Origin of the sequence: Halioglobus maricola (genome assembly GCF_009388985.1) — a bacterium.
GTDB classification, from domain to species: Bacteria; Pseudomonadota; Gammaproteobacteria; order Pseudomonadales; family Halieaceae; genus Halioglobus; species Halioglobus maricola.
This window is the reverse complement of record NZ_CP036422.1, coordinates 3048522-3066758: the sequence shown is the minus strand read 5'-3', so window position 1 is coordinate 3066758 and position 18237 is coordinate 3048522. Positions and strand designations below refer to the sequence as shown.

Annotated in this window: 14 protein-coding genes and 1 tRNA gene; 8 read left to right on the top strand and 7 right to left on the bottom strand. The window is 57.5% G+C overall.

Going from position 1 to position 18237, the window contains the following annotated elements:
- Window positions 1–76: 76 nt before the first annotated feature.
- Both EY643_RS13950 and gcvP read right to left on the bottom strand, forming a co-directional pair.
- Complete coding sequence (locus EY643_RS13950) at window positions 77–2587, bottom strand: TonB-dependent receptor plug domain-containing protein (protein ID WP_153239805.1); 2511 nt, start codon at window positions 2585–2587, stop codon at window positions 77–79.
- 242 nt (window positions 2588–2829) lie between these two features.
- Window positions 2830–5727: an aminomethyl-transferring glycine dehydrogenase gene (gene gcvP, locus EY643_RS13945; RefSeq protein WP_153239804.1), complete on the bottom strand. Its 2898-nt coding sequence runs from the start codon at window positions 5725–5727 to the stop codon at window positions 2830–2832.
- Between the two features lie 128 nt (window positions 5728–5855).
- Here gcvP and EY643_RS13940 point away from each other — a divergent pair, with 128 nt between their 5' ends.
- Complete coding sequence (locus EY643_RS13940; RefSeq protein WP_240732710.1) at window positions 5856–6440, top strand: uracil-DNA glycosylase family protein; 585 nt, start codon at window positions 5856–5858, stop codon at window positions 6438–6440.
- 17 nt (window positions 6441–6457) lie between these two features.
- On the opposite strand, the gene EY643_RS19730 is transcribed toward EY643_RS13940, so the two are convergent.
- Genes EY643_RS19730 through greB form a run of 4 tightly spaced genes read right to left on the bottom strand, consistent with a single transcriptional unit; the run spans window position 6458 to window position 10722 of the window.
- On the bottom strand, window positions 6458–6961 hold the full coding sequence (locus EY643_RS19730; RefSeq protein ID WP_205743073.1) for a hypothetical protein: 504 nt from the start codon (window positions 6959–6961) through the stop codon (window positions 6458–6460).
- A gap of 11 nt (window positions 6962–6972) precedes the next feature.
- Window positions 6973–8910 (bottom strand): hypothetical protein, encoded by a 1938-nt coding sequence (locus EY643_RS13930; protein WP_153239802.1) that lies wholly within the window; start codon window positions 8908–8910, stop codon window positions 6973–6975.
- 2 nt (window positions 8911–8912) lie between these two features.
- The gene (locus tag EY643_RS13925; protein WP_153239801.1) at window positions 8913–10232 is read right to left on the bottom strand and encodes a spinster family MFS transporter; all 1320 of its coding nucleotides are present in this window, start codon (window positions 10230–10232) and stop codon (window positions 8913–8915) included.
- Window positions 10225–10722 (bottom strand): transcription elongation factor GreB, encoded by a 498-nt coding sequence (gene greB, locus EY643_RS13920; RefSeq protein WP_153239800.1) that lies wholly within the window; start codon window positions 10720–10722, stop codon window positions 10225–10227. The genes EY643_RS13925 and greB overlap by 8 nt, the downstream gene beginning before the upstream one ends.
- Window positions 10723–10811: 89 nt before the next feature.
- Between greB and EY643_RS13915 the strand changes: the two genes are divergently transcribed.
- The 7 genes from EY643_RS13915 to EY643_RS13885 all read left to right on the top strand — a co-directional run bounded on the left by EY643_RS13915 (window position 10812) and on the right by EY643_RS13885 (window position 16866).
- Window positions 10812–11636, top strand: coding sequence for a M23 family metallopeptidase (locus tag EY643_RS13915; RefSeq protein WP_338035545.1), 825 nt, complete (start codon window positions 10812–10814; stop codon window positions 11634–11636).
- Between the two features lie 64 nt (window positions 11637–11700).
- Window positions 11701–11886, top strand: a complete 186-nt coding sequence (locus EY643_RS13910) for a Trm112 family protein (RefSeq protein ID WP_153239799.1) — start codon at window positions 11701–11703, stop codon at window positions 11884–11886.
- Between the two features lie 3 nt (window positions 11887–11889).
- Window positions 11890–12237: a histidine triad nucleotide-binding protein gene (locus tag EY643_RS13905; RefSeq protein WP_153239798.1), complete on the top strand. Its 348-nt coding sequence runs from the start codon at window positions 11890–11892 to the stop codon at window positions 12235–12237.
- Window positions 12238–12268: 31 nt separating this feature from the next.
- A complete protein-coding gene (gene alaS / locus EY643_RS13900; RefSeq protein WP_153239797.1) occupies window positions 12269–14866 on the top strand; it encodes an alanine--tRNA ligase in 2598 nt (865 codons plus the stop codon).
- 174 nt (window positions 14867–15040) lie between these two features.
- Entirely contained in the window at window positions 15041–16282 is a 1242-nt protein-coding gene (locus EY643_RS13895) for an aspartate kinase (protein WP_153239796.1), read from the top strand.
- A 172-nt stretch (window positions 16283–16454) separates the two neighbouring features.
- Entirely contained in the window at window positions 16455–16652 is a 198-nt protein-coding gene (gene csrA, locus EY643_RS13890; protein WP_153239795.1) for a carbon storage regulator CsrA, read from the top strand.
- Window positions 16653–16775: 123 nt separating this feature from the next.
- Window positions 16776–16866, top strand: a tRNA-Ser gene (locus EY643_RS13885).
- Between the two features lie 765 nt (window positions 16867–17631).
- On the opposite strand, the gene EY643_RS13880 is transcribed toward EY643_RS13885, so the two are convergent.
- On the bottom strand, window positions 17632–18171 hold the full coding sequence (locus EY643_RS13880) for a DUF3859 domain-containing protein (RefSeq protein ID WP_153239794.1): 540 nt from the start codon (window positions 18169–18171) through the stop codon (window positions 17632–17634).
- Between the last annotated feature and the right edge of the window lie 66 nt (window positions 18172–18237).

The following is an 18237-nucleotide window of genomic DNA, read 5'->3' as shown; positions in this document are numbered from 1 at the left end:
TTAAGGCTTCACTGGTCAAAAAAGAGGGTAAAAAAAACGGGAGCCGAAGCTCCCGTTTTTTGTGCCTGCCTGGTACTTAGAAATCGTACATCAGGCGGGTGTAGACGAAGCGACCGTTGAAGCCACCGGGTGCCCACTGGCTGTACTGGTTACCAACACCAGCTGCAGCATTGGGGTTTCTGTCCGGCGTTTCATCACTGATGTTGTCAGCACCGACGACGATGGAGAATCCAGCGTCAAAGGTGTAGCCAACTTCAGCATCAAACATGCCGTAACCGTCGTATGTGAGGGTGTCCTCAGAATCATACCAGTCGTCGTAGTAGCTGTAGCGAGCCATGAAGCGCCAGTTGTCCATGGTGTGATGGCCCATCAGGTTCCAGCGAGTCTCTGGCAGTGCTTCCTCAAGTTCCTGAATACGCACTTCGTCGATAATGCCCACCGTGAAGTCCTCAACTGAGGTCTCGGTCTGGTTGTAAGCCAGGTTGAAGGTGGTCATGCCGAAGCTGCTGTCCAGGTCGTAGGTGGCTACGATGTCGAAACCCTTGGTGTTGGTTTCAATGCCGTTGGTGAAGAAGCGGAAGGTCTGCAAGCTGTTAGCGCCTGCAACACCAGCGTCAATCAGCGCCTGACGTTCTTCATCGGTCAACGCGAAGTTCTGGGATACACCCAGGCGGTCTTCCAGATCGATGTCGAAGTAGTCGAAGGTGATGCTGAAGTCGCCTGCCTGCCAGATCGCACCTGCAGTGAAGTTAGTGGATTCCTCAGGGTCGAGGTCCGTGCCGCCACGCAGGGCCGCAACTGCACTTGAGGCAGGAATCGTACCGTTGTTTTCAAGCTCGTTGGTCGCGAGGTTGAATTCGGTGGATACGTTGTAGGCATTGGACTGACCAGGGGTCGGTGCACGGAAGCCAGTGCTATAGGTGCTACGCAGAGCGAAGCTCTCTATGATCTGCCAGTGTGCAGCGATCTTGCCGTTAGTGGTGGTGCCGAAGTCATCAAAGTCTTCCCAGCGCAGAGCGGCGGCAACCAGCAGGTTGTCGGTCACGTCGGCTTCGAAGTCGATGTAGGCGGCGATGTTGGAGCGGCTCCAGTCACCCTCGGCGATCGGGCCAAAACCCGGGAAGCCATTGGATGCTGCAGAGAAACCCTGGTCAGCCAGCGGACCAACTTCCCAGGAAGCCTGATCACCGATGCCGATTTCGAATTCCTCGTCACGCCACTCAAAACCACCGGCGATGTTCAGGTCCGAAGCCAGGAAGCTAACGGCAATCGGGTAGGACACATCGACGTTGAAGTTCTTTTCGAGCTGAGCGTAGGAGCCAGGCTCAAATTCGGTGGGAGAGAGTGAGCCCAGAGAAGCATTCACCGTGTTCACGATGAAGTAGTCTGCTTCGTTGTAGCCAACTCCCGCGCTCACATCCCAAGCCATGCCGTAGTCGGTTGTGCCGCGCACACCGGTTACGAAAGAGGCGTCTTCGGTGTCAGCACCGAAGTTGGGGGTAAAGCCGCCGGGGAACATCTCGTTGAACACAAAGCAGTTGGGGTCGTCGATTACTGCTTGCAGGCCCGCAGCGTCGGACGGATCCAGTGCTGTGGGGCAGTTGCCGGACATGTCGCCGGTCTCGTCGCCCACCAGACGGTTGCCGTCGCCATTGGCGAAAACAGCGGAGCGAGTATCAGGGTTCCGGAAGTAGAAGCCGCCGGTCACAGTCTTGGAAGCGTAGTTACCGAAGCCATACCAGGTGCTGTTGGCGTTCAGGTCGACACCCATGTTGAAGAACGTCTTGAGGTCTTCGGCGACATCCGGGTTACCCCAGATTTGAGCGGGGTTAGCGACGTCAGTGTTGCCACCGGCGATCAGGGCCGCTGCGTCGTCACGCTGGACACTGCGGTTGGTTGGCGCTGCTTCGCCGTATTCGAAGCTGGCGTTGAAGAAGCCATTGGCGGTAAAGGGCAGGCCAATGTTACCGGCTACAGACCAGAGGTCCTCGTCGCCGTCTTCGCTGTATTGGCCATACTTGGCCTCAATGCTGCCGCCCTCGTCATAATCCTTGAGGATAAAGTTGACGATGCCTGCGATAGCGTCCGAGCCGTACTGGGCCGCGGCGCCGTCACGAAGTACTTCCACCTGCTTGACAGCGATGGAGGGGATGACAGAGATGTCGGGGCCCTGGGCGCCGTCGTTCACGCCATTACCCAACCATGAAATAACAGCCGCGCGGTGGCGACGCTTGCTGTTGACCAGCACCAGGGTGTGGTCTGAGGCCAGGCCGCGCATGTTGGCGGGGCGAACCACAGTCGCCGCATCGGAGATGGGCTGGTTGTTAACGTTGTAGGAAGGCACCGAGTTGCGCAGCAGGGTGGTCATGTCACTGGCCCCCTGGTTGCGGAACTCGTCGCCGCCGATAACGTCGATGGGTGCGGCTGAATCGAAGACTGAGCGGGCTTCCCTACGAGTACCCGTTACTACGACTTCTTCTAGTTGTTCAGCTCCGTCTTGAGCCAGGGCAACCTGGCTGTAGCCCGCGGTCAGAGCGATCTGTGCAGAGATCGCAAGCGCGAGCTTACGGGGTGTGAATACTTTCATGTTTTTTCCACCATTTTTAGTTGTTGCTCGTTTTTTCTACGGTAAGCGGCGAGAACAGATCACCCTGTTCTTCGACGGCAGTACGCACTATAAGTTTGTACTGGCTATATACCCTAGACCTCTAAGGCCAATTGTTTAAAGAATGAGCGCGGTAATTTTTCGCATTTTTTGAGTTGAGGGTTTTGTGATATGGCATAAAAAAGCCCCGCAGAGCGGGGCTTTGGAGGGCTATCCGACCTTGTTCAGGCGTTCTCTTCGCGGTAGCTGTCGATTGCCGGGCAGGCGCAGAACAGGTTCCTGTCGCCGTATACATTGTCCACCCGATTTACCGGTGCCCAGTATTTGTAGCGACGCAGCGACTCAACGGGGTAGGCCGCCAATTCGCGGGAGTAGGGGTGATTCCACTCAGAGTTCGCCACATCTGCCAGTGTGTGGGGAGCATTTGCCAGGGGGTTGTCCTGTGCGTCCAACTCGCCCGCTTGAACTTTGTTGATCTCACTCTTGATAGCGATCAGTGCGTCGCAGAATCGGTCCAACTCGAACTGGGACTCCGACTCTGTCGGCTCTACCATCAAGGTACCTGCCACAGGGAAGCTCATGGTGGGGGCGTGGAAACCGAAGTCGATCAGGCGCTTGGCAATGTCTTCTTCCGACACACCGGAAGCTTCCTTGATGGGTCGGATATCCACAATACACTCGTGCGCCACATTGCCGGTGGTGCCAGTGTAGAGAATCGGGTAGTGATCCTTGAGGCGATGAGCGATGTAATTGGCGCTCAAAATAGCCACTTTGGTGGCCTGGGCCAGGCCATCGCCGCCCATCAGGGCGATATAGGCCCACGAGATCGGCAGGATGGACGCGCTGCCGTAGGGGGCAGCTGAGACCACGTCGTTGCTCTCTGCCACGCCGGGCACCGGCGACACTGGGTTGCTGGGCAGGAAGGGCTGCAGGTGCGCACCGACGCCGATGGGGCCCATGCCGGGGCCGCCGCCACCGTGGGGGATACAGAACGTCTTGTGCAGGTTCAGGTGGGAGACGTCAGCGCCAAATTTGCCCGGGGCGGCAATACCCACCAGGGCGTTAAGGTTGGCGCCGTCCACGTAGACCTGGCCACCATGCTGGTGAACCACGTCGCAGAGTTCGATAATCGATTCTTCGAACACGCCGTGGGTCGAGGGGTAAGTGACCATGATGCAGGCGAGGTCGTCGGTGTGCCGCTCGGCCTTGGTCTTGAGGTCTTCCATGTCGATATTGCCGTTGTCATCGCACTCGACGATCACTACCTTCATCCCTGCCAGTGCCGCTGAGGCAGGGTTGGTGCCGTGGGCCGACGATGGAATCAGGCACACATTGCGCTGATGGTCATCACGGCTCTGGTGGTAGCGCATGATCGCAAGTAAACCGGCGTATTCACCCTGGGCACCGGAGTTGGGCTGCATGGAAATGGCATCGTAGCCGGTGGCTTCGAGCAGCATGTGATCCAGCTCGGCAAGCATGGCCTGATAGCCTTTGGTCTGCTCTGAGGGCGCGAATGGGTGCAGATTGGCGAACTCGGGCCAGGTCACCGGGATCATCTCGGTAGTGGCATTGAGCTTCATGGTGCAGCTGCCGAGCGGGATCATGGCGCGGTTGAGCGCGATGTCCTTGTCTTCCAGGTAGCGCATATAGCGCAGCATTTCGGTTTCGGAGTGATAGTCGTTGAACAGCGGGTGCTGTAGGTAATCTACCTCGCGAGCGAGAGCTGCTGGAATGCCGGGGTGGCCTTCAATGCCTGCATCCAGTGCCGCGGTGCTGGGCACGTCTTGCTGGCCGCTGAAGACTCGCCACAGTTGCTCGATGTCCTCGGCTGTCGTGGTCTCGTCGAGGGAGACGCCCAGACGGCTGTCGCTGTCGATGCGCAAGTTGATCCCTGCAGCCAGCGCCCGGTCCGTAATGGCCTGCGCATCGTCGCCAACGGTAAAAGTCAGGGTGTCGAAGTAGTGCGTGTTGTCTGCCTTGTATCCCAGTTCATTCATGCCTGCGGCAAAAATGGCGGCGAGGCGCTGGATGCGGCTGGCGATCACACGCAAGCCATCCGGGCCGTGGTACATGGCGTAGAAAGTGGCCATGATGGCCAGCAGCGCCTGCGCGGTGCAGATGTTGCTGGTGGCCTTCTCGCGGCGAATGTGCTGCTCGCGCGTTTGCATTGCCATGCGCAGGGCCTGGTTGCCGCGGCGATCTATGGAGACGCCGATAATACGGCCAGGAGTGGAGCGCTTGTAGGCGTCGCGGGTGGCGAAAAAGGCCGCGTGCGGCCCGCCAAAGCCCATGGGGACACCAAAGCGCTGGCTGTTGCCAACGACCACGTCTGCCCCGAGTTGGCCGGGGGCCTTCACCATTAGCAGGGCCATGATGTCTGCAGCCACGGTGACCAGGGTCTTGGCCGCGTGAGCTTTTTCGATGAGCGGTTCGATATCGTGAAGATGCCCGTGGGTGCCTGGATATTGGAGCAGGGCGCCGAAAGCTTCCGTTTCGCCCAGCAGTTCATCGGGGTTGCCCACGAGGATTTCGATGTCCAGCACCTCGGCACGGGTTTGCACCACGGCCACAGTCTGGGGGTGGCAATCTTCCGCCACGATAAACACGTTGCTGCGGTTCTTCTTGTTCACCCTCTGCAGCAGGGTCATCGCTTCAGCGGCGGCCGTGCCCTCGTCCAGCATGGAGGCGTTGGCCAGGTCCATACCTGTGAGGTCCATCACCATCTGCTGATAACTCAGCAGTGCTTCCAGCCGCCCCTGGGATATTTCGGGCTGATAGGGCGTGTAGGCGGTGTACCAGCCCGGGTTCTCCAGCACATTGCGCTGGACGACAGGGGGCGTATAGGTATTGTTGTAGCCGGTGCCGATATAGGACTTATTGATGACGTTCTGGCCGGCCAGGGCCTTGAGCCTTGCGAGGACGTTCTGTTCGGTCTGGGCGCCCGGTAGGTCCATTGGTACGGTGCGCCGAATGGCCGCAGGCACGGTGTCGTCAATCAGCGCATCCAGGCTGTCATAGCCCAGTGTCTGGGCCATTTCCTGTTGCTGTTTGACAGTGGGACCGATATGGCGTTGGATGAAATCCGAATGATTTTCCAGCTCAAACAGGGAGGGGCGGCTCATAGGTGCTCCGGCTAAAAAAATACAGGTAAAACTGAGGGTGTTCGTGAAGGGCGCGATGGTACCAGCAGGGCCAACCGGCGGCAATAAAGCTGGCTATTTTTTGAGCCTTCCAGAGCTGGACAGTTTCGGTGCCTAAAGCGCTGGAACTGGTCGACCTACTGGCGGAGATTCGCGCCTGTAGGCATTGTGAGGACGATCTCCCGTTAGGGCCCAACCCCGTGGTGCGTGCAAGCACCTCCGCAAAGGTGCTCATCGTGGGCCAGGCACCGGGTACCCGCGTGCATCAAACCGGGATTCCATGGAATGACCCATCGGGGGATCGCTTGCGCGATTGGCTTGCTCTCGATCACGATACATTTTACGACGAGGGCAAAATCGCCATTGTGCCGATGGGCTTCTGCTACCCGGGTAAGGGCAAGTCAGGCGATTTGCCGCCGCGGCCGGAATGCGCTGATTTGTGGCACGAGCGCGTGCTCGCCGCGATGCCGGAGATAGAGCTGGTTTTACTGATTGGTCGCTATGCCCAGGTGCGCTATCTGGGCAACAGCCGAGAGACCTTAACGGCGCGCGTGCACCGCTGGCAGGAGTTTGGCCCACGGTTTATTCCGACTCCGCATCCTTCGCCAAGAAACACACTGTGGCTAAGGCGTAACCCCTGGTTCGAGGACGAAGTGGTACCCGCCATGCGCGAGCGGGTGGCGGCATTGCTGTGAGCCCTGAGCTGCTGTGCTCAGCGCGTTGATTCCTCAGCCGGCATGCGCCTGATGTTTTCGCTGCCTGGTTCATCGCGGTCGACTTTGGGTTGTATGGCCTGGGTTCCTACCTGCACCGCGATCGAGAAGCTGCGCGACATGCCGGCGCCTGAGGATGTAGATATCCCGAGGTAATGACGGCCTTGCACCGGAGTTCGAACAATTGCCTCCAGATTCACTCTGCCATTTTCATCCGGTGTGAGTTGTACCGGGCCGGTAGGGGACACCAGGTTGAGGCCTTCATCGGGCTGTAGTTCCACTGTGAGCTGGTGTCCAGTCCGTGTCCTCAGCGTAATCGGTATCACGATTTCACTCCTTATTTCTGACCTCTGTGTTCCCTCGGTGAGCAGTTCTGTGGGGGCGCTGGGTTTGCGGTAGGCGGAAGGCTCTGAGGCTGCTACTTCGAGTGATTTTTGCTCTGTGCAGGCCATTAATGTCAGCGAAGCTAGCGAAAAGAAAACAATTCGGCTGAAAATATTCATTGGCTGATTCCTTATGAACCCGAAGACTCAATTGTAACGCTGTAGCAGGCGTCTCCGGCATTATTCGTGCCGGGCTCCCGGGTGTTGTAGTAGCCGAAGACGTCCAGGACATGTGGGCCGACGTTCAAACGGCCTTGCATTGATTCGCTATCTCCAGCGATCGTGAGCCCCGAAATGACGGTCTGGCCATTGGCGTAGACGGCAAAGTCGGGGTCGCTGCCGAGCTGGCCGGAAGTTCGCTCGACACTTACCTCATAACTTCCCGCAGTGGGCACGTTGAAACTCACCAGAGTACCCACGCCCAGCTTGTTGCCCTCGTCGAACGGGTCCAGATGGGTCTGGCTGCAGACTTCAACCGCGCCGCCGTTGACCGAGAGATCGCGATAAACGGGCAGTGTCGATCTGGTGCCGTTCCGATCGCCGCTGGGGCGGTATTGCTCACGGCTACCATAGGCATCAATGAGGTCGCCGGTGATGCGTTCTGCTTCCAGCATATTGGAGACCGGGCCTGCCAACTCCGGCGAATTCTGTAACAGAGCGTCAAAGAAGCTGAACACGCTGGTCAGGGCCGGCGTTGTTTTGTGGGCGCCGGTCAGTGCGTGGTAAATCGGACGCAGGCCGAGAGCCAGTGTGTCGGCACCGTCATTATTCGAATCATATAGGTCGTAGATCAGCGCCTGCACACTGGTCTCGCTGAACCAGCCAGGATTGAAACGCGCTGCAGACTCCATTGAAAAGCTGAAGGATCCCTGCTGCCCCGGACCGTTGGTATCGACGTACCACGGGTTGTCCAGCAGCACTGCGGCCAGTCCGTTGCCCAGACCTTCGCTGAACGCTAGCCGTATATCCAGAATGTCGCCTTCCGCATGAGGGCCACCGCGGGAGTCCGACCGCGAAATCCGATCTTCGAGATAGTGTATCCACTCGTGAACAACGATGTGGACGTCGTACTCGTCGGTATCGTTATCCTGTTTTCCCAGCACGTACAGCGCTGATTCATTGGCCTCGCGAAAGTAGAAACTGGTGGCGATGTCGCCGTCAGCAAGGTTGCCAGCAGCGGTGCTGTTGTTCTCACTCCAGAACACTTTGAGTGGCGGCAGGTTGATATCGATATCGATTTCGACCAGCCGCATTTGGGCGCCATACATTGTGTCCAGCAGGGCAAAGGGCGCCGCCCTACGCTCGCTGGTATATCGGCTGCCACCCCAGCCAGAGGGCGCGTGCAGGTTGCGTTGTGCGGCATCATCTATTGTGGCCTGCGCGCCATCCAGGACATATAGAGCGCCGCCTTGCGTATTGTCGCGTACCGAAAGGTCCCACTCGGGTGTGCCCTGCCGAAGGAGTTCTGCCCTAACGCGGACAAACACTTCGTCGGAGCTGTCTGCGGTAAATGCATAGGCGCCGTCCGCGTCGGAACGCGTTTCTTGCAGAATCTGTTCGTCGAATCCCCGCAGCAATTGCACCGTTGCCCCGCGGATTGGCATCCTCGTGATGTTGTTGTAATCGAGCCCGCGACCATTGCTTAACTGGGGTACCCGGTCGTAGGTGAGTTTGCCGGATACAGAGGGATTGGCCGGGACAATCCTGGGCGCCAGATAAAAGATTTCATCATTGTCTAAAAAAGCCAGCAAAGCAGGCTGACCCACAAAGCCGGAGGTGTCGATGGCGCAAGCGGCGGTGCTGCCGCCACAGAGATGACGCCCGGCTTTCCGCCAGCCAGCGAACTGGTAGCCGGGCTCTGGTTCGACGGTGAAGGCCTCACTGAAGCTCGTGGTGGTGACGTCGACTTCACAAATGGCCCCAGCAGTGCACTCGACGTTATCCGATACGACACGGGCGCCCGGTGGCACCTGAATCAAAATCTTGCACCCGCTGAGTAGTAGCAGGCAGCCGGCAAGTGCCGCAAGGGGCCGCAGGCGGTTCTTTATGGATGTTTGTTGGCTCGGCATTGTTAGTGAGAGTCTGTCATCTGACCGCTGACTTTAACCGCATTGCGATAGCCTGCAAAGCCTTGCCAGGCGAGTAATGCTGACAACGGACAGACAATCAAAGGCAGTAATAACAGCGAGTAACGCAACATCTGATCGTCGCTGAAAAGAAAGTCGGTGAGCAGGGCAACGGCAGTGGGCCCAAAGGCGAGACCGAACAGATTGGTGGAGAAAAGCATCAGGGCAGATACCTGGGCCCGCATTCGATTCGGCGTGATCAGTTGAATAGCGGCAATGCCGACGCCAAAATAGGCGTTAAGGAAGAATACGATGGGCCACCCAGCCAACACCGCCAGGCTCTCGTCAGGGGCCAGTGGGCCCAGCGCGGCAGGCACAAGCCATAGCAGGGCGCAGGCAAAGATCACGCGCATCGGCGCATCGCGGTAGCCCCTGCGGGCGAGGGGTTGCACGCTCCAGCCGCCTGCCAGCGCACCAAGGCTACCGGCAATGAGAAAGATAATGCCGAATTGTCCGCCGGCTGCCGCTCGCTCCATACCGAAGCTGCGCATCAGGTATTCCGGATACCACGCCATGGTGCCGTAGCCCAATACGGCCAGTAGTGACATGGAACCGATAAGCCCGATGTAGGCGCGGCGGTGTTGTTTGATTTGGTCAGTCAGGTCGGCGATTGAAGCGGGCGCCGCGGCTTCTTTCGTAGCAGCGCCATCACGAGATGGCTCTTGCATGAATGAGAGCAGAGCGACGATAAGTAGCCCCGGCAGGCCGACCGCGATAAAGGTCATCTGCCAGGCACTGACCTCTCCTATCCCGGGAAGAACCGCGCCTGTTGTTTCAAAATGCTGGTAAATGGCACCGCCAATAATGTAGGCGAGACCGCCGCCCAGAGTGATGCCAAGGGTGAAAATGGCCGTCGCCCGCGGCAGGTTCTCAGCAGTGAAGAAGTCTGCCAGCAACGAATACGCCGGGGGCGAGAGTGCCGCTTCTCCGACACCCACACCCACGCGCGCAAGAAAGAGTGTTGTGAAGCTTTTAGCCAGACCGCACAGGCAGGTCATGATGCTCCACAGAAATACTCCGACAGTGATGATGAGTTTGCGATTGCCGCGGTCTGCCCAGCGCGCGATGGGCAGACCGAGGGCGATATAGAACATGGAGAAAGCGAAACCATGCAGCAGACTGTACTGGAAGTCAGAAATATCGAACTCGGCACGGATAGGCCCGATGAGCACCGCCATCACATTGCGGTCGATAAAAGACAGAATATACGCCAACAGCAGGACGAACAGCGCGTAGTTCGCCTGCGACGAGCGAGCTTCAGGCATAGTCGATGCCGGTGACGTAGTAGAGCTGCTCGCCGGAGGGGCTATGGACGATGACCTCGTCGTCGAGCCCTTTGCCGAGCATGGCGCGCGCCATCGGCGAGTCCATGCTCAGTTTATTCGCCTTCAGGTCAAATTCGTCGGGCCCGACGATGCGCCAGCGATTCTCAACGCCTGCCTCGTCCTCAAGGGTAACCCAGGCGCCAAAACGCACCTTGCTGGTGTCAGCAGGCGGGCGTTCGACAACTTCCAGTTCGTCGAGGCGCTTATTGAGAAAGCGTACCCGGGAGTCGATTTCGCGCAGGCGCCGCTTGCCGTAGATGTAATCACCATTCTCCGAGCGGTCACCATTTTTCGCCGCCTCATGCACGGCATTGGTCACCTGAGGTCGTTCCACTTTCCACAACTGGTGCACCTCTTCGCGCAGTGTGGCCTCGCCTTCCGGTGTGATGTATTTCGAGCCGCGCTTACGCGGTGGTCTGTATCTTCCCATCGCGCCATCATAAAAGGGGTCTGACCCCTTTTCCATGCCTGCTGTTGTGGTTAAATGGATAGATCTATATTTGCGAGGTCTTTAGCGCCGTGTTTTCCCGAATCGTTGCCGTCACCCTGTTGTTTTCCACTGCCATGACCGCCCATGCAGCCTGCCCCGACATTGAGGGGCAGCTGATGCAGGGGGGGCTGGTTTACGGCGAGGTTGCGCCCGGTAGCGCCGTGACACTCGATGGCAAGCCCTTGACTGTGCTGGCTGATGGCACATTTTTCGCCGGTTTCGGCCGTAATAATGCCGCGACGGCAGAGCTTGTGGTCGAGGGCGAGTCTGCTTGTACTGAGACTCTGGCTATTGCCTCCAGGGAGTACCGTATCTCCAGGGTGGAGGGCGTACCCCAGAAAACCGTGACACCCTCGGAGGAGCATCTTGAGCGAATCCGCCGTGAGCGGGCCCTTGTGCGCGAGGCCAAAGGGCAGCGGCTGGAGCGGGAGGATCTGCTGCTTGGCGCTCTCGCGGGCTTTGAATGGCCGGCCACAGGACGTATTTCGGGTGTGTATGGCAGTCAGCGCGTCTATAACGGTACTCCCGGCAATCCTCACTACGGGGTGGATGTCGCGGTGCCCACAGGCACACCGGTCTACGCGCCGACTGCCGGTGTGGTGACGCTGGCAGAGGACGATCTGTTTTACTCTGGCGGTACGGTTATTCTCGACCATGGCTATGGTTTGTCGTCGTCTTTCCTGCATATGAGCAAGCTCCATGTGACGGTGGGGCAGGAGCTTAAGACCGGTGATCTGCTGGGCGAAGTCGGGGCTACCGGCCGGGCGACTGGCCCCCATCTGGATTGGCGCATGAGTTGGCGAGACCAGCGCGTTGACCCGCAATTGCTGGTGCCGGCAATGCCCGCGCAATAGCTGGCCCCAGCCCGCCAAAAACCCGTATAATGCGGCTCCTTTTTTTATAGCCCGCGAGAGCGAAATGATCGACAAAAAACTGCTCAGCATCCTGGTGTGCCCGGTGAGCAAAGCGCCACTGGAGCATGACCCAGAGAAAGATGAACTGATCTGCAAGGCGTCAGGCCTGGCATACCCAGTGCGCGACGGTATCCCGGTGATGCTGGAATCTGAAGCGCGCCAGCTCACCGCAGACGAGAAACTGGGTTGAGGTATGTCTGAGACCATTTTCGGAAAGATTATTGCCGGCGAAATCCCCTCGGAGTTTATCTACGAGGATGAGCATTGCATCGCCATCAATGACATCGCCCCCCAGGCGCCAGTGCATGTGCTGGTTATCCCCAAAAAGGGCATACCCCGCCTGATAGATGCCGAGGGCGCTGACCAGGCGCTGTTGGGTCATCTGCTGTTGGCCGCGGGTAAGGTCGCGGAGCAACTGGGCGTGCAGGACGCGTTTCGCCTGCTGATCAACAATGGTGAAGGCGCCGGCCAGACCGTGTTCCACCTGCACCTGCATATCATCGCCGGGCGTGAATTCGCCGAAGGGCAAATGGCGGGCTGAGGCCCGTCTCACGAAACAACCGAGACACACTATGAAGACCGTAGAGATACGCGAAGCTTTTCTGGATTACTTTGAGCAGCAAGCGCACACCCGGGTGGGATCCAGCTCCCTGGTGCCGGGCAATGATCCCACCTTGCTGTTTACAAATGCGGGTATGAATCAGTTCAAGGATACCTTCCTTGGCGCGGATCCTCGCTCCTATGTTCGCGCGACTTCCAGCCAGCGCTGTGTGCGCGCCGGCGGCAAGCACAACGACCTTGAAAATGTCGGTTACACCGCTCGCCACCACACCTTTTTCGAGATGCTGGGTAACTTCAGCTTCGGTGACTACTTCAAGCGCGAAGCGATTCGTTTTGCCTGGGAATTTCTGACCGGGACCCTGGGCCTGCCTCCGGAAAAACTCTGGGTCACTTGCCATACCTCCGACGACGAGGCAGAGGAAATCTGGGTGAACGAAATTGGTTTCCCTCGCGAGCGTATCTCTCGTTTGGACGAAGACAATTTCTGGCAAATGGGCGACACCGGCCCTTGTGGGCCTTGTTCCGAAATTTTCTACGACCACGGCGAAGACGTGCCCGGCGGCCCTCCCGGTAGCCCGGACGACGACCTCGATCGTTATATAGAGATCTGGAACCTGGTGTTCATGCAATTTAACCGCGATGCCAGCGGTGAAATGAATCCGCTGCCGGCGCCCTCGGTCGATACGGGTATGGGCCTCGAGCGCATTGCCGCGGTGATGCAGAACGTTCACAGCAATTACGAGATCGACCTGTTTCAGGCATTGATTGGCGAGGCAGCCAGAGTTCTGGGTGTTAAGGACTTGGAGCACAAGTCACTGCGCGTTATCGCCGACCACATTCGCTCCTGCGCCTTCCTGATAGCCGACGGCGTGTTGCCGGGTAATGAGGGGCGCGGCTATGTGCTGCGGCGCATTATTCGCCGTGCCATTCGCCACGGCAATAAATTGGGTGCCGCCGCTCCTTTCTTCTACAAGCTGGTACCAACGCTTGCTCACCAGATGGGCGATGCCTACCCCGAACTGGTGAAACTGCAGGGCCAGATCGAGAAAGCGCTGCTCACCGAAGAAGAGCAGTTCGCCAAGACTCTGGACAATGGGATGCAGATCCTCGAGGAAGCGCTCGCCGGCCTCGAGGGCGACGAGATCCCTGGGGATGTCGTATTCAAGCTTTACGACACTTACGGTTTCCCGGTCGATCTGACCAACGATATCGCTCGTGAGCGTGATCTTGGCCTGGATATCGCTGGCTATGAAGCTGCGATGGCTGCACAGCGTGCGCGGTCACAGGAAGGTGGCAGTTTCAAGGTCGATTACAACGACGTGTTGAAATTGGACGGCAGCACCGAGTTTACTGGCTATGACAGCACCCAGGGAGAGGGGACGGTCACGGCGCTGCTGAACAACGGTGTCGAGGTCGATAACCTGGGCAGCGACGAGGAGGGCGTTGTAGTGCTCTCCGATACCCCATTCTACGGAGAATCAGGTGGCCAGGTAGGCGACACAGGTTTCCTCACCGCTGACGGCGTGAAACTGGAAGTCACGGCCACTGGCAAAGCCTCCGATCAACATTTGCATCATGTGAAAGTACTGCAAGGTGCTGTGAGCAAGGGCGATGTCTTGACTGCCGAGATCGACGGCAGCTTGCGCCAGCGCACCCGCTTGAATCACTCAGCGACCCATTTGTTACACGCCGCCCTGCGCAAGGTGCTCGGCGACCATGTACAGCAGAAAGGTTCGCTGGTGGATTCCGAGCGCCTGCGCTTTGATTTCTCGCACTTCGAGGCGGTAACGCCGGCCGAGCTCAAGCAGATCGAGACGATGGTTAACGACCAGATCCGCGCCAACACAGAGGTGAGTACACGCCTGATGTCTATGGATGACGCCGTAGAGGCGGGCGCCATGGCGCTGTTTGGCGAGAAGTATGGCGATGAAGTTCGCGTGCTGGCGATGGGCGAAGACAATTTCTCTGTGGAATTGTGTGGCGGCACGCACGCAGCGCGCACTGGTGATATTGGCCTGATGCGCATCACATCAGAATCGGGCGTTGCCGCTGGCGTGCGCCGGATTGAGGGCGTGACCGGTGCCGGCGCGCTAGCGTATCTGGATGCCGCGGAAGACCGCCTCGCGGCGGTCTGCGAAGTGGTCAAAGGCACCACCGAAAATGTGGCAGACAAGGTTGCTGGTCTGCGCACTGAAAATCGCGACCTGGAGAAAGAGATCGCTCGCCTGAAGCAAAAGCTGGCGACAGGCGCTGGCTCTGATCTCACCGCCAGCGCGGTTGAGATTGAAGGCATCAAGGTGTTGGCCGCCAACGTCGATGGTGCGGATGCAAAATCCTTGCGCGACACCCTGGACCAGGTGAAGAACAAACTGGGTTCCAGTGTGATCCTGTTGGCAGCAGTTAATGATGGCAAAGTGGCACTCACAGCAGGTGTCACGAAGGATCTTACAGACAAGGTAAAAGCGGGCGATCTGATGCGTGAATTTGCCACGCGCCTTGGTGGCAAGGGCGGCGGTCGTCCGGATATGGCTCAGGGTGGGGGCACCGATGCCGCTGCTCTGCCTGAGGTGCTCAAGGCAGTGCCCGATTGGGTGGCCTCCCAGCTGTAATTTTCCGCAGCAGGCGCGGTGCGAACCGCGCCTGCATATCTCCCCGACAAATTCCCATTCTTTCTCTCCCCGCAAACGGTTTAATTTTTCACCAATCTGGTGTTTAATAGCGCCCCTTTTTTATCCGGCTAAAATTGTCTGAAGCGCCCTAACATCGGGCTTTTGCGAGCGTTAATGAGCTTAATCGTACAGAAATTTGGTGGTACTTCCGTGGGGAGTATCGAACGTATCGAGCAAGTGGCAGATAAGGTGCAGAAATTTCGCGCCGATGGCCACAGTGTGGTCGTGGTGGTCTCGGCGATGTCTGGCGAAACCAATCGCCTGATTGGCCTTGCCCATGAGATTCAGGACCGACCCGTGCCTCGCGAGATGGACGTGCTGGTGTCTACTGGCGAGCAGGTGACAACGGCATTGCTGTCGATGGCGCTGAACAAACGCGGCGTCCAGGCCAAGAGCTACAACGGTAGCCAGGTTCGGATTCTCACCGACGACTCCCATACCAAGGCGCGTATTCGGGAGATTGATGATGCCCGCCTGCACGCTGATCTCGATGCCGGTTTTGTCATCGTGGTGGCGGGTTTCCAGGGGGTGGACGAGCACGGCAATATCACCACCTTGGGTCGCGGTGGATCCGACACTACCGCTGTGGCATTGGCAGCGGCGCTAAAAGCTGACGAATGTCAGATCTACACCGATGTGGACGGCGTATATACCACCGACCCTCGAGTGGTCGATGGTGCCCGCCGTCTGGACAAGATTACGTTTGAAGAAATGCTGGAGATGGCCAGCATGGGCTCCAAGGTGCTGCAGATACGCGCCGTGGAGTTTGCAGGTAAGTACAACGTGCCCCTGCGGGTATTGCACAGTTTCCAGGAAGGCCCTGGAACCCTGATCACACTTGAGGAAGACGACGAGATGGAAACGCCGACTATTGCTGGTATCGCTTTTAACCGCGATGAGGCCAAGCTCACTATATTGGGCGTGCCTGATATGCCAGGCGTAGCCCACCGTATTCTCGGGCCCATTGGCGATGCCAATATTGAGGTCGATGTGATTGTGCAGAACGTGGCCGAGGATGGCACGACTGACTTCACCTTCACCGTGGGCCGGAACGACCTGCCCCGGGGCGAGGAAGTGTTGACGGCGGTGGCTAACGAGATCAAGGCCAGGGAAGTGCGTTCAGACAGCAAGATAGCCAAGGTGTCGGTAGTGGGCGTGGGTATGCGCTCCCACGCCGGGGTGGCGAGCCAGATGTTCGCTGCGCTGGCTGAAGTAGGCATTAACATTCAGATGATCACGACTTCCGAGATCAAGATTTCGGTGATCATCGAAGAGAAGTTTCTCGAACTGGCCGTGCGTGCTTTGCACTCATCCTTTGGCCTGGAAGGGGAACCAAATGACGAGAACGCTGACTAACGAACATGCCAAGTTGCAAGTATAAGAAACAAGGTTTTTTGTACTGGCAATCGAAAGGCGGCAAACTACACTTACAAATACTCGAATAATCGCAGGGACCCGATCCGCGTCGGGAGTGCGAACTGCCAGAAGAGGCGTACGCCCGCAGGCAGGCAAGAGACTGGAGAACAATATGCTGATACTCACCCGCAGGGTAGGCGAGTCACTGATGGTAGGGGACGAGATTACCGTCACAGTGCTCGGCGTCAAAGGAAATCAGGTGCGCATAGGTGTTAATGCGCCACGTGATGTTGCCGTTCACCGCGAAGAAATCTACGCCCGTATCCAGGACGATGAAAAACGTTCAAAGGTTGCCGGCAGTAACGATTAAATCGCACCTCAAAGCCGTCCTATGGCTTTGATTTCGCTCTAGTTGTGGTATTATGCCGCGCCTGTGTCGGACAGCCTGTCTGACACAGTTCGCAACGTTTATATTTCGTTCGAAAATCCTTCCGGAGAGCTGGCCGAGTGGCTGAAGGCGCACCCCTGCTAAGGGTGTATAGGCTTATACCCTATCGAGGGTTCGAATCCCTCGCTCTCCGCCATTTTTTCCTTTAGATTCATTATCTTAATTCTGCCGACCATGCGTCCGTGTGGTATGTCTGTGGCGGAATTCTTGTTTGGGTGCTACGCCTTCTGACCTTTCCCCTGCATTTGGGCCAATCGCTTTTATGTGTCCTGTCTAAAGGCGGGGTAGTGCGCTTCGACGAGCTGGTAGAGCGGTGTCTGCTCTGGTTGGTGGCGCTGGTAGACAGTTTTGCTGCGGTCATTCCTGCCTTGTGCCAACATGGTGGTTCGGGCTTGGGTCCCTATGGTGCGGAACGAACCAGATTGGGGTAGTAGCTTGAGTAATGCCACGTCCAAAGCGTGCAGTAAAACTGCTGTTGGAGATCAGATCTGCTCGGTGTGTTCCTGTGTGCGTCTCTTCCTTGCGTCTTCGCAGCCCTAATCGGCTGCTGTCGGAAAGCAGCCCTGGCCCTGGAAGAGCCCGGATCGCGGGGCAATCCCGGTTTTGTAGGCGTGACGGCCCAGCCGCTTGGCGATACGCAGGGCGGTGGATATCGGCTGCGGGGCGAGAAGATATGTGTTCTTAATGCCCCCCAGGCCGATTACCTGCTGGTCTCGGCGAGAAGCAAAACCATGGCACAGCTTTCGACTACGGAACGAACACTGGGTTCAGCAACATGATTCTTGACATAGCAACTTACTGATTTCCATACTCATTCTCGGCGCAATATTGAATGCAAAACTGACTGGGAAAATACAGCGGATTCATTCACATGAATGGGTGTTTTCTTGTTCGTCCAATTCTAGCTCTGTGGGCACTGGTGTTCTATGCATGCCGCTTCATTGCTCTTGGTCACCTCAAATTTTTTCTCTATTAACAGCTGGTTATTGCGCCATAGCTGGCGAACCCAGACCCCTTCGACAAGTTCCCACTCATGATCAAAACTGTAATATGTTGTCTGTGTTGCTCCGATGATCGCTGGAATACTATAGACATCTTTGAGATGCACCTTTCCAGTTTTCGGATCATGCAGACCTTGACTGGGGTACGTTATTACAACTTTTAGCTCAATCTCCGAGCCAACGTTCTGCCCCACCACTTTGTATCGGAAACCGAATTTATTTCCCAATACAGCTGGAACAATATCAGTCTGCCTAATCAGCGTCTCCTTACCTTGGATTTTGTGGCTGGATGAAGTGATGCCTGGCAACGGCCGGTCAATCGCGTTTTCTATGTTGTAGAGCCCGAAGTCTATTAATTGCAGCTCTAGAACTTCTGCTACTGGAGCGGGTATTTGCGCCATCGCCGCTATCGCCACTAGCATTCTGAAAATTTGTCTCATCACTTCCTCGCTATGCTGAACGAAAAAAAATAGGCCTCAAACTTGCCAGGACGTCCAGTAGAGCCC